Raw genomic sequence first — 22,072 nt, 5'->3', positions numbered from 1 at the left:
ATTTCAACTTCAAACTACTCGGTCTCTTCATTTGTATAGCTATTATCCAATGCCGCGACCATCTGTTCCTCATTCCAAACTTCAATACCTAGATCTTGTGCCTTCGTCAATTTACTGCCAGCCTCTTCGCCTGCCACAACGATATCGGTCTTTTTAGAAACACTTCCTGTCACCTTACCACCAAGATTTTCGATTTTTTCTTTGGCTTCTTCTCGATTATAATGGGTCAGTTTTCCTGTTAACACGACCGTCTTATCTTTAAATGGAGACTCTACTGCTGCGAGTTGCGCTGTACGAATGCCTTTATAGTCAAAATTCACACCAGCTTTGGTTAATTCATCCAGTAATTCGTGCACTTCTTCATTATCAAAATAAGTCACTAAACTATCAGCAATAATTTCACCTATCGAATCTAAAGCGACAACTTCTTCTTTTGTTGCTTTACTGATCGTCCAAAGATCCCCAAAATGTTCAGCTAAAACTTTAGCCGCTTTAGACCCAACATGTCGGATTCCAAGACCAAAAATCAAACGCTCAACTGAATTATCACGACTTGCAGCAATTGCTTTATAAATATTGTTTGCTGATTTTTCTTTGATTTTTTCTAAAGTCATTAATTGCTCTTCCGTTAAAAAGTACAAATCAGCCACATCAGCCACTAATCCAGTATCATACATTTGTTCTAACACACGTGGACCCAACCCATCAATATTCATTGCGTTTCGAGAGACAAAATGATTTAATCCTTCTTTGATCTGAGCAGGACATTTCGGGTTGATACAACGCAATGCAACTTCTTCATCTAGATGAACTAATTCACTATTACATACTGGACAATGGGTTGGAATTTCATATGGTTGGCTGTTTTCATCACGTTTTTCCGTCAAGACTTGCGCCACTTCTGGAATGATATCGCCTGCTTTATAAATAATCACTGTATCGTTCAAGCGGATGTCTTTCATCGCAATAAAATCAGCGTTGTGTAGACTTGCACGGCTAACTGTTGTTCCAGCCACACGAACTGGTTGCATTACAGCTGTCGGCGTTACGACACCCGTACGTCCAATCGTCCATTCGATTTCTTCGACGATGGTTTGTGCTTCTTCTGGTGGGAATTTGTAAGCAATCGCCCAACGCGGTGCCTTAACCGTAAACCCTAATTCATCTTGAATTGTGAATTCATTGGTCTTGATCACGATTCCATCAATTTCATAAGGTAATTCTGAACGTTTTTCATGGTATTCTTCAATATAAGCCCAAACTTCATCAATCGTTTGACATAGTTTTTTCTCAGGATTGGTTCTAAAACCGATGTCTGATAATTCATTCAATGCATCGTATTGCGTTTGTGCTGTCATTGGCCCAAAATCAGCAACTGTATACAAAAAAGTGCTGAGATTTCTTTTGGCAACCATGCTTGTATCTAACTGACGTAAACTTCCAGCGGCGGCATTTCTTGGATTCGCAAAAACATCTTGTCCTGCTTCTTCCCGTTCTTTATTCAGGTTGACGAATGATTGTTTTGGCATATAACATTCGCCACGGACTTCAACTGAAATTGGTTTTTTCAGCTCTAAAGGAATTGATTTTACCGTTTTTAGATTCTCTGTGATATTTTCACCGACAGTTCCATCTCCACGGGTCGCACCTTGAACAAATTTTCCATTTTCATATTTTAATGAAATAGCTAACCCATCAATTTTTAGCTCACAACAATAAGTGACTTGTTTACCAGCTAATTTTTGGACACGTTCATCAAAATCGTAAATATCTTCTTTACTGAAACCATCATTCAAACTATACATTTGCACTTCATGGGTAACTTTTTCAAATCCTTGTAAAATCTTACCGCCAACTCGCTGCGTTGGTGAATCAGAAGTAATCAAATCTGGATATTCGGTTTCTATGTCTGATAATTCTTTATACAAGCGATCATATACATAGTCTTCTACGGTCGGTTTATCGGCAACGTAATATTCATGGGAATACTGATTTAACTGAGCTCGTAGTTCTTTTGCTTTATCTGTTGCTTCGGCTAATGTTAACGGCGCTTGTGTCATGAATGATCCCTCCTAATAGTGAAAGCAAAACAAATCGGTTAATCCTGTAGAAAATCAGGAAATTAGCGTTGAAATGCTTTTTGTTTCACTGCTAATTTCTCTCTTTTCATAAAGATTGATTTGTGTAGCTAGATAACTTTAAAAGCGTAGTGGGCTTTCCTTATCTCGACAGAAAAATAGGATTAAGCTCCTTTTACCACACTCATATTTTTTCAATCGGAGCAAATGCTGCTAATAAGCGCTTGATGCCTTTTTCTGGGAAAGCTACATCTAATTCCAAGTCTTTAGCAGTACCGCCAACTCGAACCACTGTACCTGTTCCCCACGCTTTATGTCTGACTTTATCTCCTGCTTGCCAAGCCATTGATTCTCCACCGCTTGCGACTTTATCTGTTACAGGTTGCTTCGTTGGTTGTGCATAAGCTGGTTTAAATACTTTTGGTTCGAACGTTCTTGCTGGTGCTTTAGGTGAAGCGATCGAACCTTGTAAATCTAATAACTCTTCATCTATTTCGTCTAAGAATCGGCTTGGACGATTGTATTGTGTTTTCCCATATAGTGTTCTGGAGAAAGCGTTGGATATATACAATACTTCTTCAGCACGAGTGATCCCTACATACGCCAGACGACGCTCTTCTTCTAGTTCGCTTTCTTCTAACATTGCACGAGATAGCGGGAAAACTCCTTCTTCTAATCCAATCAAGAATACTACAGGAAATTCAAGTCCTTTAGCTGCGTGTAACGTCATCAGCGTCACTTGAGAAGTGCTTTCTTCTAAATTATCTAAGTCTGAAACGAGCGCTAAATCATTTAAGAATACTGCTAATTTTTCATCTGGCGCATCTGCATCTTCAACATCTTGACGTTCATAACGTTTATCGAATTCTTGGGTAACGGTTAAAAATTCATCCAAGTTTTCTAGACGTGCTTGAGATTCTAAATTATTTTGTCTAACTAGTTCTTCACGATATCCACTGCGTTCCAACACTTCTTTAACTAACTCCGTAATCGTTAAATATGGAATCATCTGGGTTAAATCTTGGATCATCATACCAAAGCTACCCAATTCTTTACCAGCTTTTCCTGAGATATTTGCTAGATCCACATTTTGTGAAGCCTCCAGCAATGACCAGCCGTGCATCTGAGAGAAATTTCGTAATTTTTCAACAGAGCTTTTACCAATTCCACGTTTTGGCTCATTGACTACTCGTTCAAAACTAAGTGAGTCCATTGGATTAGAGATAATATTTAAATAACCCAAAATATCTTTGATTTCTTTACGATCGTAGAATTTATGTCCACCGACCATCGTATAAGGAATATTTGATTTCAACAGCATTTCTTCCATTACACGCGATTGGGCATTCGTTCTATATAATACGGCAAAATCACCATAAATTCGGTCTTTGTCACGGATTTCTTTTTGGATCTGACCCACGATAAACTGCGTTTCATCCCGTTCATTATCACCACGATAGTAAACGATTTTTTCTCCGTCGGTATTTTCTGTCCATAATTGTTTATCACGACGATTACGGTTATTTTTGATGACATTATTCGCTGCATCCAGAATTTTTTTGGTTGAGCGATAATTTTGTTCTAGCATAATAACAGAAGCATCTGGATAATCTTTTTCAAAGTCTAAAATGTTCTGCATATCTGCCCCACGCCAGCCATAAATACTTTGGTCAGCATCTCCTACGACACATAGGTTTTTAAAACGTGCCGCTAGCATATTGACTAACGTATACTGAGCATGGTTGGTATCTTGATACTCGTCTACATGGATATAATGGAATTTATTTTGATAATAGTTCAACGAATCAGGATGTTCATTGAATAAACGAATCGTATTCATGATCAAATCGTCAAAATCCATACACTGATTGTTTCTTAATTCTTTTTGATACAGCTTATAACATTTTGCAACAACCTCTTCATAAGGTGTACCTTGTAATTCCGCAACTTTTTCAGGTGTCTGCAACTCATTTTTAGCATTACTGATCGTTCCTAATATCGAGCGAGGATCATATTTTTTTACATCAATATTCAGCTCATTCAAAATCCGTTTCATCAATGTCCGTTGTTCAGAAGTATCAATAATCGTAAAATTGCGATTATAGCCGATGTGATCAACATCTCGTCGTAAAATACGTACACACATTGAGTGAAATGTGGATACCCAAACGTCGTTTCCGCCAACTTCCAATAATTTGCCAACCCGCTCTCTCATTTCTTTTGCGGCTTTATTGGTAAATGTGATCGCTAAAATATTCCATGGATTAACATCTTTTTCTTCAATTAAATAGGCAATACGATGCGTTAATACTCTTGTCTTCCCACTGCCTGCTCCTGCCATAACTAATAAAGGCCCTTCAGTATGTAGAACGGCTTCTTTTTGTCTCGGATTCATACCTTGGATCAAGGCGTTTTCTTGTGCCATCATCAACGTCCTCTCTCTTTTTTCAATCTTATACATTATACCAAAAATAGGAAGAAAATTCTTTAATAATGATGGAATTTTGTGGAATAGCTTTCCTTTTCGTTTACCGGAAATTTATTGCAACTGATTTATTAGAAATATAGCTTTATGGAATTAATCGGTAAGTAAAAAATGTCTCACTCAATAAAGAGTGAGACGATGGTTCAGAGTCCGTCGCAAAAGGCGCAATTAATTTCAATCCACTCACTCAATAAAGAGTGAGACGAGGTTGTCTCTTAATGATTGAAACGTCGGGGGGATTTCAATCCACTCACTCAATAAAGAGTGAGACGGTCGAAAATATCCATGTTAGCTAATATGGGGCTTATTTCAATCCACTCACTCAATAAAGAGTGAGACTCTCAAGCAAGATGGACCAAAACGAAAAACAGATAATTTCAATCCACTCACTCAATAAAGAGTGAGACCAAAGTATTAAAAGCTAATGTTGGAGCAGGAAAAATTTCAATCCACTCACTCAATAAAGAGTGAGACGATGGACGTTTAACGATGAATTCGAATTTAGGCATTTCAATCCACTCACTCAATAAAGAGTGAGACGTTGCTTTCAGTTCTTCTACTACATTCTGCAAATCCTATTTCAATCCACTCACTCAATAAAGAGTGAGACGCGAAAACATCACGATTACATTAATCGGATCAATATTTCAATCCACTCACTCAATAAAGAGTGAGACGGTTTACTTTGGGAATGCCGAAAAGTTATTGTGGCATTTCAATCCACTCACTCAATAAAGAGTGAGACGGTTGCTGGTATTAAGTTTAGATGTCGAGGACCATTTCAATCCACTCACTCAATAAAGAGTGAGACAGACCGTTTTTCCTGTATCCGTGTTAAATCCTAAAGATTTCAATCCACTCACTCAATAAAGAGTGAGACGCTATCCACCCAGCAACAGCTGCTCAACTCGATCTTATTTCAATCCACTCACTCAATAAAGAGTGAGACCCAAGGATTGATATTCAGCACGTAAAGAATCCATAAATTTCAATCCACTCACTCAATAAAGAGTGAGACGGCTTTTCTTTTTAAGACAATAAGACTTGTATTCATTTCAATCCACTCACTCAATAAAGAGTGAGACTGAGATCTCACGCTGCAGCAAGCAAAAAAGGAACATTTCAATCCACTCACTCAATAAAGAGTGAGACAAAGATCATTTGCGATAATAGTAGCATGTTCTTTTATTTCAATCCACTCACTCAATAAAGAGTGAGACATTTAGTTATTTCTTCATAAACGCCACATGCTTAATTTCAATCCACTCACTCAATAAAGAGTGAGACTTAGGTGGACCTCAAATGATGGGCTCAGGTTTTATATTTCAATCCACTCACTCAATAAAGAGTGAGACTAAAAAAAGAGCAACAAGAGAAAAAAGAAGCTGAATTTCAATCCACTCACTCAATAAAGAGTGAGACAAACTATCATTAAAAAATGTTAATTGATTATTATTATTTCAATCCACTCACTCAATAAAGAGTGAGACTTCTCCAACTTGAAAACTTGCGTAATTATCATCATATTTCAATCCACTCACTCAATAAAGAGTGAGACGTTTGCACTAGTGGTAACAGTAGCTTTAGATTTAAATATTTCAATCCACTCACTCAATAAAGAGTGAGACTCGATTCAGGAACTACCTGAACAAGTTCTTCAAATTTCAATCCACTCACTCAATAAAGAGTGAGACCGTGAAAAAGCAACAAAAACATTACTATTTCGTCGATTTTCCACACTATAATTCTGTAAAATGTGAAATCAATGAGAAAAAGAGCTGTTTTCATCCTTATTTTCCCTTAAATTTGGTGCGGATCCCTCAGTATTTTCATGTGCACTTATGGGTCGCACCAAAATTATCTCTTTCAACATTTAATCCATTACATTTAGTATAAATACTTATTCTGCAAAAGTCACGTACTAATTTAAGTGATACCTTACTAACAAATAATCAACAAAGTCCTTATTTTTAAGCTCGTTCATCCATAAGTCCTCGATTTAATTTTTCCACAATCTCTTCATTTACATACACCGAGACTCCTCCACCATTCACTGGAAATGTTCCCCCTCCAGTTTCATCTAAAACCACTTTTGTTGGATTATTTCCTAAAATATCAACAAATGTTTTTCCAGCATGAACTGCACTGATTGTCATATTTTTTTCCCCTGCTTCCGCATTCGTCATAATAACAGCATAACCCGACTTTTCACGGTCAAAAGTACCTGTCCTTACCCAGCCAATCACACTTGGATCATCCAAATAATCCATTTCATTACCATAAGCCAATTTTTCTCTAATTTTTAACAATAACTCTAAATCTTTTCCTACAGGATCTACATTTTGCGAAGGAATTCCAAATAGATCTCCCCAAAAAACAACTGGTGTTCCTGCTTTTCGTAATAAAATCAATGTATAAGCATGAACTTTGAACCATCCATCAACCCATGATTCTAAACTTTGGCCTTTTTGGGTATCATGATTATCAACAAATGTCACTGCCCATTCTGGACGTTCTTTTGCCAATGTTCCTTCGAAGATGTACCGCATGTCAAACCGACCATCAGACTTAGCCGCCTCGTAAAATCGATAATGTAAGGGAACATCGAATAAAGAAATCAACGTTCCGGAGCTATCGATATAGCTCGTTAATTTTTCAATATTGCCATTCCAATACTCTCCAACTACAAATAACTCTCTCCCTTTTTCTTTTCTTCTATTTAACAACCACTCTACAAAATAATTAAATTGAATATGTTTAACCGCATCTAAACGATAACCATCAACATCAGTCAAACTTTGGTACCACTGCCCCCATTTGTTTAACTGTTGAACTGTTTCAGGGTATTCCATATCTAAATTACACCCCATCAAATAATCATAGTTACCATTTTCATTGTCAACTTCTTGTTCCCAGCCTTTTCCACTAAAATTGAAAATACCATGATCTTTCTTTCGGTCATCATAATCCACACCAGAAAAATTTTTCCACGTCCAAATATAGTCATTGTATTGACGATTTCTTCCTGGAAAAGTAAATTTCGTCCAAGCAGAAATCTCTTCTTCACCACTTACGGCAACCGTCCGATTATCAGGGCGGTATTTTATTGCAGATACAGTTTCTTCTTCATCCGCTCCCATAAAATGATCAAAAACAATATCTCCAAAAACATCCATCCCTGCTTTTTTCAATGCTTTGATACACGCTAAATATTCTTCCTTAGTCCCATATTTTGTTGCAACCGTTCCTTTTTGATAAAACTCGCCTAAATCATACAAATCATAAGGAGCATAGCCAACATCCTCTATGCCATTAGCACCTTTGTAAGCTGGCGGAAGCCATACACTATCAATTCCTAATTCATGTAATTTTTCTGCTAGTTCACTCACTCGTTGCCAATGTTTGCCATCTGCTGGCAAATACCACTCAAACCCTTGTAATATTGTACGATTATTCATACTTATCCCTCCGATTTTCCCTATCTTCATTAAGCCAAAGTATAAACATCTTTGTCAAATGATAGAATTCTAAAGATCAGGCAGATTCAATGACCGTTTATAAACATTTTTGATCGTTTTTGATCGTTTTGCATTGCATCATTCATTTGAATATGCTATTATAATCAGTGAAAAGAGGGGTGAAAATGCTTACAGAAGAAAGACATCAAGCAATTTTACGTTTATTAGATCAACAAACAGTTGTTAAATCACATGAATTATCTGCACTTCTAAACGCTTCAGAATCAACAATCCGACGTGATTTACAGGAACTTGAGAATGCCGGATTATTAGAACGTGTTCATGGTGGGGCAAAACAAATATTAAATTTAGGCTTTGAACAAGACATGTCTGAAAAATCAACCAAAAACACGCAAGAAAAACAAAAAATCGCTTTATTAGCAGCTACATTTGTTCATGAAGGCGATGTTATTTACCTAGATGCAGGCTCTACCACGTTAGAAATGCTACCTTTTTTAGTTGATAAGAATATCACTGTTGTTACGAATTCAGTTCATCATGCTGCAAAACTTGGTGACCTGAACATCAAGACTATTATTCTTGGCGGATCTCTAAAACTTTCTACAAAAGCAATCATAGGAGCAGCTGGTATGGAACAACTTAGTCATTTTCGCTTCAATAAGGCCTTTATGGGAATGAATGGCGCTCACCTTGAATTTGGTTTAACAACACCTGATCCTGAGGAAGCTGCCTTAAAACGCTTAGCAATTGAACAAACGGAAGAAGCATATATTCTGATTGATCAAACTAAATTAAACAAAGTAACCTTCACAAAAGTAACTGATCTTGATAAGGTAATACTTCTTACAAACCATTGTTCACCTGAGGTATTAGAACAATTTCAGAAAAAAACAACCATCAAGGAGGCAATGCAATGATCTACACAGTAACTCTAAATCCTTCAATAGACTATATTGTACATGTTGAAGAGCTAAAATTAGGTGACTTGAACAGAATGACCAACGACTTAAAATTACCTGGTGGAAAAGGGATCAACGTTTCTCGCATTTTAAAACGAATCCAAGCAGAATCTACTGCGCTTGGCTTTTTAGGTGGTTTTACAGGTACGTTTATTTCCGATTGGTTGGCTAAAGAAAAAATTGCAACAAACTTTACGTCAGTTAGTGAAGATACACGGATCAATATCAAACTAAAATCGGAAACGGAAACAGAAATCAACGGCTTAGGTCCTGCAGTTAGTAATGAAGAAATGCAAGAGCTAAAACAAACGCTGAGCATGATTAGTGCTGGCGATAGTGTGGTTTTATCTGGTAGTACACCAGCAACACTCCGTGAAGGTTTTTATGAAGAATTAATTCAAATCATTAAAGATAAAAATGCCGAATTTATCATTGATACAACGGGTAAAGATTTACTCAATGCGTTACCTCAAAAACCTCTATTGATCAAGCCTAATAATCATGAATTAGCTGAGCTGTTTGATGTTGATTTTCAAACAATGGAAGATATTTTACCATTTGGAGAGCGTTTATTAGCTGATGGTGCTCAACATGTGATTATTTCAATGGCTGGAGATGGTGCCTTATTATTTACCAAAGAGGGGATTTATCGCTCAAATGTATTGAAACGACCTTTAAAAAATTCTGTTGGCGCAGGTGATTCCATGATCGCAGGTTTTGTAGGAACATTTGCTAAAAAGAACGATCCTATCGACGCATTCAAATGGGGAGTTGCCTGTGGAAGTGCTACTGCATTTTCAGATGATTTGGCCTCTGCTGATCTGATCAATGAGCTGATTGATGAAGTCATAATTGAAAAAATTAGGTAATTCTATATTTTCTAGCTCTACTTGCTAACTTTTCAGAAAAAATAAATATGTTAAGAAATACAATGATTTCCATTACTACAAAGTGTAGCAAAGTAGAATATTGTTACTCTATCATACCTAGCGATGCGAGCTAGTCTTTCAGGGAAAAGAAAAAATAACTGCTGTAAAGATCATCTCAACTATTTTTTTCTCTTTTCCTGTCAACACTTGACTACTCCGCTTTGCTTTTAAAATTAGGAGGAAAAACAATGAACATCAAAGACTTATTAGTCAAAGACGTGATGATCATGGATTTGCAAGCGACTGATAAAAAAGGCGCAATCGATGAAATGGTGCAAAAAATGTACGACGGTGGTCGAATTTCTGATATTGAACTCTATAAAGAGGGAATTTTAGCACGCGAAGCACAAACTTCAACTGGTCTTGGTGATGGAATCGCTATGCCCCATGCAAAAAATAGTGCTGTTAAAGAAGCAACAGTTCTATTTGCAAAAAGCAATAAAGGGGTCGATTACGAAGCTCTAGATGGGCAGCCAACTTATTTATTCTTTATGATTGCAGCTCCAGAAGGCGCTAATGATACACATCTTCAAGCATTAGCCGCTTTATCACGATTATTGATCGATCCAGATTTTGTTGCACAATTAAAAGAAACGAAAACACCTGAAGCTGTGCAAAACTTGTTTCAATCTGCCGAAGAAGCAAAAAAAGTGGAAGAACAGCAAGAAACGGCAAGTGAAACCACAGCGAATGCAGATCGTAAATTTGTTGTAGCCGTTACTGCTTGTCCAACTGGAATCGCTCATACTTACATGGCCGAGGATGCTTTGAAGAAAAAAGCGAAAGAAATGGGCGTTGAAATAAAAGTAGAAACAAACGGTTCTGAAGGAATCAAAAATCGTTTGACTGCAGAAGACATTGCTCGAGCTGATGGGGTAATCGTTGCAGCTGATAAAAAAGTAGAAATGAATCGTTTTGATGGGAAAGAACTTGTCAATCGGCCAGTCAGTGACGGCATTCGTAAAACTGAAGAACTGATTACAATTGCGACAAACGGTTCTGCTCCTATTTTTCATAGTTCTGAATCTGATTCTAGTGAGGACGATGGCTCTGCAGAAGGTTCTGTTGGATCAAGAATTTATAAAGATTTAATGAACGGTGTATCCCACATGTTGCCATTTGTTATTGGCGGCGGAATTGCAATTGCTCTTTCATTTATGATCGACCAATTTATTGGGGTTCCCCAAGATCAACTAAGCATGCTTGGTAATTATAATGAAGCTGCTTCTTGGTTTAATCAAATCGGCGGTGCAGCTTTTGGATTTATGTTACCTGTTTTAGCTGGATTTATTGCATCAAGTATTGCTGATCGACCAGGACTGGTTGCTGGTTTTGCAGCAGGTGCTTTAGCCAATACTGGAGGAGCAGGTTTCTTAGGTGCTTTAGTTGGTGGTTTCCTAGCAGGTTATGTCATTATTTTCTTGAAGAAAATTTTCAAAGGATTGCCAAAGTCACTAGACGGAATTAAAACAATTCTTTTTTATCCAGTCTTTGGTTTATTAATCACTGGCGGGTTAATGCTTTTAATCAATATTCCGATGAAAGTCATCAATGATGGTTTAAATAGCTTCTTATTAGGTTTAGATGGTACAAATGCGGCACTATTAGGTGCTTTACTTGGCGGTATGATGGCTATCGACTTAGGCGGTCCGATCAACAAAGCTGCTTATGTGTTTGGTACAGCTTCGATTGCTGCAACAGTTACAGAAGGCGGCAGTATCATCATGGCTTCTGTCATGGCTGGTGGTATGGTTCCTCCTTTAGCTATTTTTATCGCAACATTGCTTTTTAAAAATAAATTTACAAAAGATCAAAAAGATGCGGGTCTAACAAACTTAGTAATGGGCTTGTCGTTCGTTACCGAAGGAGCAATTCCTTTTGCTGCTGCCGATCCTTTGCGGACTATCCCAAGTTTTGTCGTCGGCTCAGCATTAGCTGGTGGACTAGTTGGCGGATTTGGAATTCGTTTGTTAGCTCCTCATGGTGGTATCTTTGTAGCACTACTATTAAGTCACCCACTTTTATATTTAGTATTTATCGCGATTGGTGCAGTTGTGTCTGCCCTTGTTTTAGGTATTGTGAAAAAACCAGTTCCACAATAATCATGATTGTTGCCTCTCAAGTACAGAGACTTATTCTCAGTTGCTTGAGGGGATTTTTTGATAAAAATGCTGTTTTGGATTGATATCATTCGCTTTAAAAAAAAATCTATATTAAACTTGTATATAAGAAATGCGCATTCTTTACACCTTAAATTTTTTCACTAGCAAGATGATCGTTTTTTTAGAATACTTAGAAAGGATAACTATAATGAGGACTCATTATAGCGGTTTTTTTATTATGAATAGATTATCAGGTAAAGTAATGTTAATCACAGATGGACAAAGCAGTATTGGCACTGCAACAGCTAAATTAGCTGCTAAAGAAGGAGCTATTGTTGTATGTACAGGTAAACGTGTGGATAAAATGACAGCTCTTGTTTCAGCTATTATCCAAGCAGGCGGTATTGCAACTGCTTTTAAGCACGATATATGTTCTATCCTTAGCTGGAAGAATGTGATCGCTGAAACGATTAAAAAATATGGAAAAATCGATATTTTAGTTAATAATACGGGCATCTCTTCACCCAAAATGATTTTGGACCTAAACGTACAAGACTGGAAAAAAATTCAAGAAATCGACTTAAATAGTCTTACATATGGTTTAAAAGAAGTAATTCCTTTTATGATAGAAAATGGTAGTGGTTCGATCATAAACGTTTCATCTATCCAAGGATTAGTCGGTCTTGCTGACAACAATCCGTATGTTGCAGCAAAAGATGTCCTCCGTTCGCTTTCACTTGATATTGCATTTGAATATGCCGAACATAATATTCGCATAAATTCAATTTGTCCAGGCACGATCGAGACACCTTTGATAGAGACAACATTTCCCAAAATAAGTCCTTGCTATAAGAAAAATATCCAATTTCCTTATATAGGAAAATCAGAAGATATCGCTAATGGAATCATCTATTTAGCATGTGATGAAGCCAGTTTTGTTACTGGGGCTGAGCTAGTAATCAATGGAGATAGAGTTGCTTTGTAATCAAAATAGCGCGATTTAGTTTTGTCACTGTTGGTAAACGATATCAATTCAAAACTTGTCAAACAGGAGGATGGAACAGAAGTGTTTAATCCTGAGAAATAAGCTGAAATTCACGAAAATTGCTCTTCAAATTTTCGTGAATTTCAGCTTATTTCCAAAAAAATTTCTTCTACTCCCACCATTTATCATGATTTCACGTGAGTGGGATATGACTCGAAGAGTTATGTCCCACTCACCCTTAAAATCTGAATAACAGTGTAAAAAGTAATGTACACTCTCTATTTCAGTCCTATCAAATAAGCAGAGGTTGCTATAGAACAGTAGTTGCTTATTTTTCAGCACTAAACTCTTTTGTCCCAACCAGATTAATGCCACTCGAAAACTATTCTCATGCCCTTCACTTTATCTATTCACTAATATCGATCGTCTGATTGATCGTCTCCAAATAGCTAGAATCTAAAAAAACGACCCGTAAATGATTTTTGGCTTTTTCCAGATCAAATCGCGTAGAGGATTCCTTTTGTTTTAGATTGCTGATATTTACATCGAAAAGTTTGTCCCATAAAGCTTCTAGAGGGAGCTGTTGTATTGCTTCCTTCGGTAAGTAAAAACGCAGAACAGAGACAAATTCATCATATTTTTCATCCAACACTTCGATTTCTAAAAACTGACGTATATAAAATTCATAAGCTGAAAGACCGTCATCAATCGCCATCTTTGGATCTAGCACACGATAATTCATCATCTTGCGACTCTTCTCATCGATCCAAGGAAAATAAGCTTGTGCATTTAAAATCCCTTTTGTACGGTTCACAACATATTTTTGCCGAATCTTATCGTAACTTCTTGTCACAAAATATGTAGCATTTTTCTTTTCAACTGGTTGATAGTAACTATTTTGGTATTGTACCGTTTGAATAACTTCTTCGACAAAGGCATACTCAATAAAAGGTGGTCTTAATACACCAGTTCCATTATTCCAAGCTAATTGATCATATCCCATCTGATCTCTAAATAAACGCTGATATTTTTGATTGACAGGAACATCCCAATTGAACGGATTACTAAATAATGTTATTTTGACCACTTGATTCCTCAGTTCCTCAACCGCTTGAACTTGCTGTACTTCCATGAAAATCGATTTAGGTATAACTTGAGTATATAAACTTGAATAATACATCTTCCAACAAGAAGTCAAACATAACCCTTTAAAGTAAATATCATACCCTGCCAGTTGATTGCAATCAACAATCACTGTTTTTTCACGATCATAACGTTTAGGTAATTGTTTAATTTCGTCGCTTGATTCGAAAGTTCTTTTTCCAATAATTTCAACATTATTATACAAATATTCATCGAATGAGCGAATATAACCGTACACACCATTTTTAACCATTCGAGTATCGCAATAGTTTTCGATCATGGCTTGATTGGCTAAAAAGACAGCACCATCCAAAATTGTTCGTTCATGAAGTGTTAATTTTGAGACATGGAGCTGAAATTCGCCGTCTTGAGCGTTTACTTTGATCCATAAATTTTCTTTTTCAGTCAATTGCTGAATTTGATGTGTGATTATTTGTAAGTCAAACGCACGCACTTCTTCATCACCAAAGCGATAGCTTTCAGGTATTGCAACGATACGTAAAAAACTTACCCAATCAAAAACATCTTGTTTCAACTCTTTTAAAGAAAGACCCGCTCGAGCCGTCACCATATAGATTTTCTTTGTTTTTTTCATTTGCTCCACCTCATTCCTTAAACTAAGTATAACGAAAAAAAAGAGAGACTTCATCTAATATACTTATGAAATCATAAAAGCGGTCGTTTTTTGAGTTATTATAAGAAAAAAGACCTTAAAAAAATATATTTTACTAAAAATACTAGAAAAATGACGATTTCAATCAAACTTAAAAACACTTTATTTCTTTCAAATCAGAAAAACGTTGAGAGAAATAAAGTGTCTTTTTATTTATCGATATTCATTTACTCCTTACTTTTACTATCAACTATTCGGTTGATCACATAAAACAAAAGGGTTCCGATACCAATGATCATAATTGCTAAATAAAACGCATAAAGTTTTGACCCAGTAAGATCAGAAATTTTACCAGTTAACGATGGAACAATCACTGAAGCAGACATTCCGAAAAAATTAAACACTCCATACATCGTTGCAACACTTCCCTTAGGTGCTGATTCCCCTAACCAAGAAATGATGATCGGTTCAACAGCCAACTTCCCAAAAAAACCATAGGACATAATACCGATCACTAAAATCGTTTGGTTCGTTGTAACTACCGTTACAAACAAAACACTAGCAGCTAACAGTTCAAGCAGGATAATTAATTGTATTTTTTTCTTTGGAATACGATCTGCAAGACGACTAAAAATCAACGCACCTGGTATTGCAGTAAAAAATACCAGCGATGAAGCTAGCCCTACTGAAGTTCCTGAAAAGCCTTTTTCTGTTTCTAAAAAATTGGGTAGCCATGTATCGATCAAATAATAGGTGTATAAAGTTGAAAAATATAAGATATAAGCTGAAATCATTCGAGGTTTGAACAAGGAACTAAGTGACACTTGTTTTTTTCCTTCAAAATTTTTATTCACATTTACTACCCTGCCTGTTTTTTCAAAACGAATATAGCGTAAAAATAGGCCTACAGCGATTATAATCAACAGGATCGTTGCGAAAATCAACGCTTGCCATGGTACTTTTCCAGTTCCAACTAAATAGCTAGAAGAAATCAGCCCGAGTCCGCTCCCAATAGCGGTCCCACTGTTCACGATCGCAGTTGATAAACTTCTTTTAGAGATAGGCACATATTGTGCAGTTAATGAATAAGCTACGCCATAATAAGTACCACATCCTAAGCCAGCTATAACACTTCCGATAAATACTATCCCAATATTTTGCGCCAAACCAACAATCAGTGCACCAAAGCCAAACAATAGAAAACCAGGAATCAAAATTTGCTTTTTACCTACTTTATCTACTAATATGCCTGACGGAATTTGCATACAAACATAACCTAAAAAATAAAAACTTGATATATGACCTAACTGCGCATCTGATGCACCTCCGAAATATTCACTAATAATTGGATAAATAGGGGTTAAGACTGTGCGATAAATCCAAATAACGATCCAGCCAATCGTTAATATATAGATAATTTGCTTCCAATAAGGAGTTTGTCTATTTCTACCTTTAAGTTCATCCATATTCTTTTCTCCTTTTTCAGGTTAAACTACTAAACTCATTTGCTTAGTTATTTCTATCCCAAATACGAGAAAGATCAGACAATAAAAATAATTATTTTTATGTCTGATCTTCCAGCTACTCTATTAATTTATTTATTTCTTGATAAATGTACCAACAAAATCAGTTGAAACCCCTGATTCTTTTGCATAGATTACGTGACCTCTTAGAACGGTTTGTACAACTTGAGCACCAATTTCACGCCCAATATAAGGACTGATTTTATTTCGGTATTCCAAATCTTCTGCTTTTAACGTATATGGTGCGTTCGGTTTAATCAATACAAAATCAGCATCTTTCCCAATACTGATTCGACCTTTTTGATTTAAATCATAGCGATCGGCTGGATTGGTAGCAATGATGTCTGCAAATTGTTTTAATGACATTCCCCTTTTTTGAACGCCTTCATCAAAAAGGACATCTACATTGTTTTGAACACCAGAAATCCCTCCCCACGCTTCAAAAGCATTTTCTTTGTCTTTTAAATCAGGCGTACATGGTGAATGATCAGACGTTACAAAATCAATTTCTCCAGACAAGATCTTTTTCCACATACCATTTTGATTTTCTTTGTCACGAATTGGCGGAGAACATTTCACTACAGGTCCAATCGCATCTAATTCATCCGTATCAAAATACAGATAATGTGTACATGTTTCACACGTTACATCTATACCAGCTCTTCTTGCTTTGGTTACTTCCTCTACACCTTCTGGGCAAGCAATATGACAAATATGAATACGGCAGCCAGTTTCTTTCGCAAATAGAATCGCTCTACGAATTGGCTCAACTTCTGTAAAGACAGGACGACTAGCAACATAAGCTTTTAACGTTGTTTCACCATTTTTATAGGCAATTTCACCTAATTTATCTGTAATTGCAGCATTTTCTGCATGAATTGCCAGAACTTTACCAGTTTTAGCAACTTGTTTCATCCCTTCATAAAGTGAGTAGTCGTCAACATTCATAAAATCGCCATCGATGCTACGATCACCACAAGTCGCCATAAAACATTTATACGCCGCAACGCCACCATCATTTAACTCTTGAATTCCACCAGTAAGATTGAATGGTACTAAACCACCAAAAGATCCAACATCCGATTTTAATTTTCCTTTTCCAGCAGTATATTTAATTTCCAAGGATTTACCATCAACTGTCGCAGGTACTTGATTTAAAGGCATCTCCATAAATGAGGTAACACCACCTTTAGCACATGAAGCAGTTCCAGTGATGTAGCCTTCCCATTGATCACGATAACCGCCACCTGGATCGGTAATGTGCACATGAGCATCTACCATTCCAGGACTAACGACTAAGCCTTTTGCATCAATAACTTTGTCAGCTTCACCAAGATCACTTCCAATCGCTACAATCAAACCATTTTTCACCGCAACATCGGTTTCAACTTCTCCCGACTCCAGAATCACTAAACCATTTTTGATTATTAAATCATGTTTCATTTGCTTTCCTCCTAAATTTTAAAGCATAGTGGATTCTTCTAATTCCAAATAAAAAATAATGTGCAACATTCTAGACACAGACAGATTTCATCTTTTTTCGGAGAGAATAACCCGCAAAGCTTATTATTTTTTATCAAAAAGTTTTCTTAATACTAAATATAAAATAAATGCCGACACAAATCCAGAAATCCAAGAAATGTCTGAAATCATTTTTAAGGCAGGAATAAAATTACCACTTAAACAAATGACTAGTGCCACAATAGTTGCAATATACGCTGGTTTATTCAAACCTTTATAAATGTTTTGGCTATTGTCCACCTTTGGATCCATGTATAACTGATTCAAATCAATCTTTTGTTTCTGAACAAAATAGTAATTGGCAATCATTGTTCCAGCAACAGGTCCTAAAACTGCACCGATCGTATTTAAGAAAATAAAAATACTCGCTGCATTTTCCATTAATTTCCAAGGCATAATTAGAAAACTAATTACACTTGCAAGCAAGACACCCTTTTTATAGTCGATTTTCTTAGGAAATAATGCACATAACTGGTAAGCAGCTGGAATAATGTTTCCTGTCGCATTTGTTGAAACCGTCGTTAATAAGAATACGAGCATTGCGACAATAATTGCAAATGAATTATCCCAACGATCAACGATATTTAGTATATTCCACTCTTGAATTCCATAGCGAATCGAACCACCGATTAGAATCACTACACTAGAAAAAGCAAATATCCCATACCCAACTAAAAAACTAGCTGTTTGCCCAATCATCTGATCTTTTGTTGATTTTGCATTCTGAGTAAAATCTGAAACACTAGCTCCAGGTGCCGCCCAAACTGCCAACACAGAGTTAATAATCATAAAATAAACAAAGACTGGTGATAGGTTATGGGCTGCACCCGCAACATCATACGATAAAATAGGCCCCAATCCACCAGCTGCACCGATCGCCCAAATTGCCATGCCACCGAAAACAATATAAATCATCGGACTTAAGATTGCTGTAAACTTATTAAGAATCTTTCCTCCACCAAACCCGATCAGCATATTTACAAGCCAAAATAACGTGAACGCGATCAATCCAGGAATCGAAATCCCCAAGATCATCGTATCTCCTCCAAGCGTTAAAAATCCTGGCCAAATTTTACCAATCAAAATCAGCAAAGCTAATGAACCAGTATAATTCTGTAAGCCAAACCAAGCAATCGCAGCCACACATCCTCTAAGAAATCCTGGCAACTTTGCTCCGATATCTCCATAGGTTGAACGTAAATGAATAGCAAAAGGAATGCCGTATTTTGATCCTGCTCGACCGTTAAATGTCATAAACAAAGCAACAGCTAATGCACTGATTACCAAAGCCAGCATAATATTGATTGGAGAAAGTCCTAGAAATAAAAATCCTCCTACCGCTGTATAATTTGGAATATTATGAACCGATCCCATCCATAAAGTAAAATAATTCAGCTTACCCATCATTCTCTTCGATAACGATTTTGGAAGAAGATCTTCATTATAGCCACGTTCTCGAAAACGTTGAAGCTCTTCTTCTGTTATTTGATAATCTTGGTTTTCCATTATTTCGCCTCCTTTTAAGCGCTTACATATATATAAATTGATTTTAATTCAAAATATAACCAGAAACAACTCATAACTGTCTATTGGCTAAAAAGACAATGAGTGTAAAATAACCCTTGAAAATCAGCTAATAAATCCAATTTTCAAGGGTGTATTTCATTTTATCTACTATCTTAGCTACATATTAAATACATCATAATCTAGCTCGTTCTCATCCGCAGCAATAATCAACGCTACCGTTGTATCAGCATCAACATTTAATACTGTTCGAAACATACCAGAAAACCAGTCAATTCCTGCCAAAAGCGCAATGCTTTCTGTTGGTAAACCTAACATAGGCATCACCGTCGCAAGGGCGACCAAGCCTCCACCAGGAACAACGACAGTTCCCAAGCAAGCTAAGGTTGATAATAATACGGCTTTTATTAACTCTCCTATGCCCATTTGAATATTATAAAATTGAGCAAACGTTACGATGGCCAGTGATAAAAACATCGCTAAACCATTACTGTTTAATGTCATCCCTAAAGGCATAACTAATTTTGAAATACGATCGCTGATTCCTAATTTATCTCGACCATCTTCGATTTGTATCGGTAACGTAATCGCTGAGGAGGTTGTTGTAAATGCAACAACTGACATTCTCCACATATTTTGTGCTAGTTTTTTCACACTGACCTTACAGTATAATGCTGTTATCAGTAACCAAACAATCAAAAATAAGAATGCACTGATCCCAAGTGTCAATAAAAATTTCATTAATGTAATCAACACACCAATGCCAGTAGTTCCAATAACTGGAGCAATCAAACAAAAAATACCGATTGGGGCAACTTTCATGATCAATGTCACCATTTTCAAAATCACATTATTAAAAGCTGAAACAACATCCAGTAAAATGGCATTTTTATCTTTATCCTTAATCAAACTCAGAGCTAAACCAAATAATAATGAAAAGATAATCACTTGTATCATATTCGCTTGGGCCATTGCTTCGATAATATTTTTCGGAACAAAATCAACGATGATCTCTTGTAAACTTTGTGTACTCGCTTTAATATTTTCAGCCTCAAAGCCATTGACCTTTATACCTTTACCTGGTTGTATCAGCAGTCCAAACAAAACACCTATAACAGCAGCCAAGATTGTTGATCCCATAAACCATATAAATACTTTCAAACCAATTTTTCCAAGCTCTTTTGCTGCTAAGCTGCCGACAGCTTCGATCACCGCGCCCATAATCAAAACGACTACAGACATTTGAATCAAACGCAGAAATAAATCTCCTATGACTTTGAGTGATTCCACTTTTTCTTGGAAGATGATTCCTACCACAACTCCGAATACTGTGGCAATCATTACCTGATTTGTCATACTTACGTTGCGAATTTTTTTCATGATTGGCTTCCTCACTTTAAGATACCAACTGATAACTTACTCTTTGTTTAACTTACGCACTTTTCTTTTTATTTAGATTAGCTAGTAAAAATAGAATCGTTCCTACAACTAATAATATAACAGAAATATAAAAGCCCATTACTTTTGATCCAGTCGCATCAGAAATTGAACCAGTTAATGTTGGTGCAATAACAGACGACATCATTCCGAAAAAGTTGAATACACCAAGTGTCGTACCAATCCCTACTTTAGGTGCATTTTCACCAAGCCATGAAATAATAATTGGCTCTACTGCAAGTTTTCCTAAGAAACCGTACATAATCAAACTAATCAATAAAAATGTTGAATTAGTAGCTTGCACTGTAAACAATAACATCGCTGCAGCTAAAAGTTCTAAAATTACAATAAACTGTACTTTTTTATGCATATATTTATCAGCTAAACGGCTAAAGAACAATGCTCCTGGAATTGAAGCAAAGGCCACCAATGATGCAGAAAATCCAATAGCAGCTCCTTCAAATCCTCTTTCAGTTCCTAAAAAGTTTGGCAACCATGTAACCGTCATATAATAACCATAACAAGTAGCAAAGTATAAAATATAAGCAAATAGCATTTTTGGTGAAAATAATTTTTTGATTGACACATGTTCTTTTTCAACAACAGGTGCTTCTTCTGTAATTTTAGCAGCTTCTGCTGCTTCAGATTGTGCTAAAAATTCAGCATCTTCTTTATTATTACGAATAATTGCAATAAACGCTATCAGCATTACAACAATCAAGGCCACTGTGATATACATCATTGTTTGCCAAGGGAATTGTAATTGTACAACTAAGAAACTAGATAAAATCAACCCTAATCCTGAACCAACTGCTGAACCACTGTTTACAATAGCAGTAGAAAAACTTCTTTTTTCTTTAGGAATGTTTTGAGAAGTTAAAGAATACGCTGATCCATAGAAAGAACCGCAACCTAAACCTGCTAAAACACTACCAATATAAATCATTTGAATATTTGTTGCTTGAGAAATCAATAAAGCAGCTAATCCAAACACAATAAAGCCTGGAATCAAGACTTTTTTCTTCCCAATCTTATCTACCAAAAATCCTGCTGGAATCTGCATTGCTACGTAGCCAAAGAAATAACAAGTAGAAATAAATCCCAATGCTGTATCAGTGATATTTCCGCCAAGAGACGCATTAATCTGCGGATATGCAGGTGATAACGCTGAACGATATACCCAGATTGTTACCCAACCAGCACATAACAAAATAACAATTTTTTTCCAATAATCCATTCCTGAACCCTTACTTTTTGTATCCATGTCTTTTCCTCCATATGTTATTTTTTATAA

13 protein-coding genes, 1 pseudogene and 1 CRISPR repeat array are annotated in these 22,072 nt (G+C 36.3%); of the genes and pseudogenes, 5 read left to right on the top strand and 9 right to left on the bottom strand.

The genetic code is table 11. The features are described from left to right. Positions 1-14: 14 nt before the first annotated feature. From ligA to I580_RS00930, 3 genes are all read right to left on the bottom strand, one after another. The gene (ligA, locus tag I580_RS00940; protein ID WP_010773195.1) at positions 15-2,060 is read right to left on the bottom strand and encodes an NAD-dependent DNA ligase LigA; all 2,046 of its coding nucleotides are present in this window, start codon (positions 2,058-2,060) and stop codon (positions 15-17) included. A gap of 202 nt (positions 2,061-2,262) precedes the next feature. Beyond that, positions 2,263-4,503 carry a DNA helicase PcrA gene (gene pcrA, locus I580_RS00935; protein WP_034860399.1) on the bottom strand — a complete coding sequence of 747 codons (2,241 nt, stop codon included), beginning with the start codon at positions 4,501-4,503 and terminating at the stop codon, positions 2,263-2,265. A gap of 231 nt (positions 4,504-4,734) precedes the next feature. Continuing rightward, positions 4,735-6,257: a CRISPR direct-repeat array (repeat unit 33 nt; unit sequence ATTTCAATCCACTCACTCAATAAAGAGTGAGAC). Between the two features lie 276 nt (positions 6,258-6,533). Further along, the gene (locus I580_RS00930; RefSeq protein WP_010773197.1) at positions 6,534-8,021 is read right to left on the bottom strand and encodes an alpha-amylase; all 1,488 of its coding nucleotides are present in this window, start codon (positions 8,019-8,021) and stop codon (positions 6,534-6,536) included. A gap of 185 nt (positions 8,022-8,206) precedes the next feature. Here I580_RS00930 and I580_RS00925 point away from each other — a divergent pair, with 185 nt between their 5' ends. From I580_RS00925 to I580_RS17355, 5 genes and pseudogenes are all read left to right on the top strand, one after another. Then, positions 8,207-8,959: a DeoR/GlpR family DNA-binding transcription regulator gene (locus I580_RS00925; RefSeq protein WP_010773198.1), complete on the top strand. Its 753-nt coding sequence runs from the start codon at positions 8,207-8,209 to the stop codon at positions 8,957-8,959. Continuing rightward, a complete protein-coding gene (pfkB, locus tag I580_RS00920) occupies positions 8,956-9,870 on the top strand; it encodes a 1-phosphofructokinase (protein WP_010773199.1) in 915 nt (304 codons plus the stop codon). The genes I580_RS00925 and pfkB overlap by 4 nt, the downstream gene beginning before the upstream one ends. 248 nt (positions 9,871-10,118) lie before the next feature. Next, positions 10,119-12,032 carry a PTS fructose transporter subunit IIABC gene (locus I580_RS00915; protein WP_010773200.1) on the top strand — a complete coding sequence of 638 codons (1,914 nt, stop codon included), beginning with the start codon at positions 10,119-10,121 and terminating at the stop codon, positions 12,030-12,032. A 238-nt stretch (positions 12,033-12,270) separates the two neighbouring features. After that, entirely contained in the window at positions 12,271-13,017 is a 747-nt protein-coding gene (locus tag I580_RS00910; protein ID WP_034860487.1) for an SDR family NAD(P)-dependent oxidoreductase, read from the top strand. Positions 13,018-13,087: 70 nt separating this feature from the next. Further along, positions 13,088-13,210, top strand: a pseudogene (locus I580_RS17355) (DUF3788 family protein); the annotation flags it as partial. A 213-nt stretch (positions 13,211-13,423) separates the two neighbouring features. On the opposite strand, the gene I580_RS00905 reads toward I580_RS17355, so the two are convergent. From I580_RS00905 to I580_RS00880, 6 genes are all read right to left on the bottom strand, one after another. After that, on the bottom strand, positions 13,424-14,755 hold the full coding sequence (locus tag I580_RS00905) for a hypothetical protein (protein WP_010773202.1): 1,332 nt from the start codon (positions 14,753-14,755) through the stop codon (positions 13,424-13,426). A 245-nt stretch (positions 14,756-15,000) separates the two neighbouring features. Then, a complete protein-coding gene (locus tag I580_RS00900) occupies positions 15,001-16,239 on the bottom strand; it encodes an MFS transporter (protein ID WP_010773203.1) in 1,239 nt (412 codons plus the stop codon). 132 nt (positions 16,240-16,371) lie between these two features. Further along, a complete protein-coding gene (allB, locus tag I580_RS00895; RefSeq protein ID WP_010773204.1) occupies positions 16,372-17,739 on the bottom strand; it encodes an allantoinase AllB in 1,368 nt (455 codons plus the stop codon). Between the two features lie 123 nt (positions 17,740-17,862). Continuing rightward, positions 17,863-19,323 carry an allantoin permease gene (allW, locus tag I580_RS00890; protein WP_010773205.1) on the bottom strand — a complete coding sequence of 487 codons (1,461 nt, stop codon included), beginning with the start codon at positions 19,321-19,323 and terminating at the stop codon, positions 17,863-17,865. Positions 19,324-19,500: 177 nt separating this feature from the next. After that, entirely contained in the window at positions 19,501-20,724 is a 1,224-nt protein-coding gene (locus I580_RS00885) for a dicarboxylate/amino acid:cation symporter (RefSeq protein WP_051091079.1), read from the bottom strand. 49 nt (positions 20,725-20,773) lie between these two features. Then, entirely contained in the window at positions 20,774-22,042 is a 1,269-nt protein-coding gene (locus tag I580_RS00880; protein WP_010773207.1) for an MFS transporter, read from the bottom strand. Positions 22,043-22,072: the final 30 nt, after the last annotated feature.

Origin of the sequence: Enterococcus caccae ATCC BAA-1240 (assembly GCF_000407145.1) — a bacterium.
Taxonomy (GTDB): Bacteria; Bacillota; Bacilli; order Lactobacillales; family Enterococcaceae; genus Enterococcus_L; species Enterococcus_L caccae.
The sequence above is the reverse complement of the archived record's forward strand: the minus strand, read 5'-3'. Positions and strand labels throughout refer to the sequence as shown.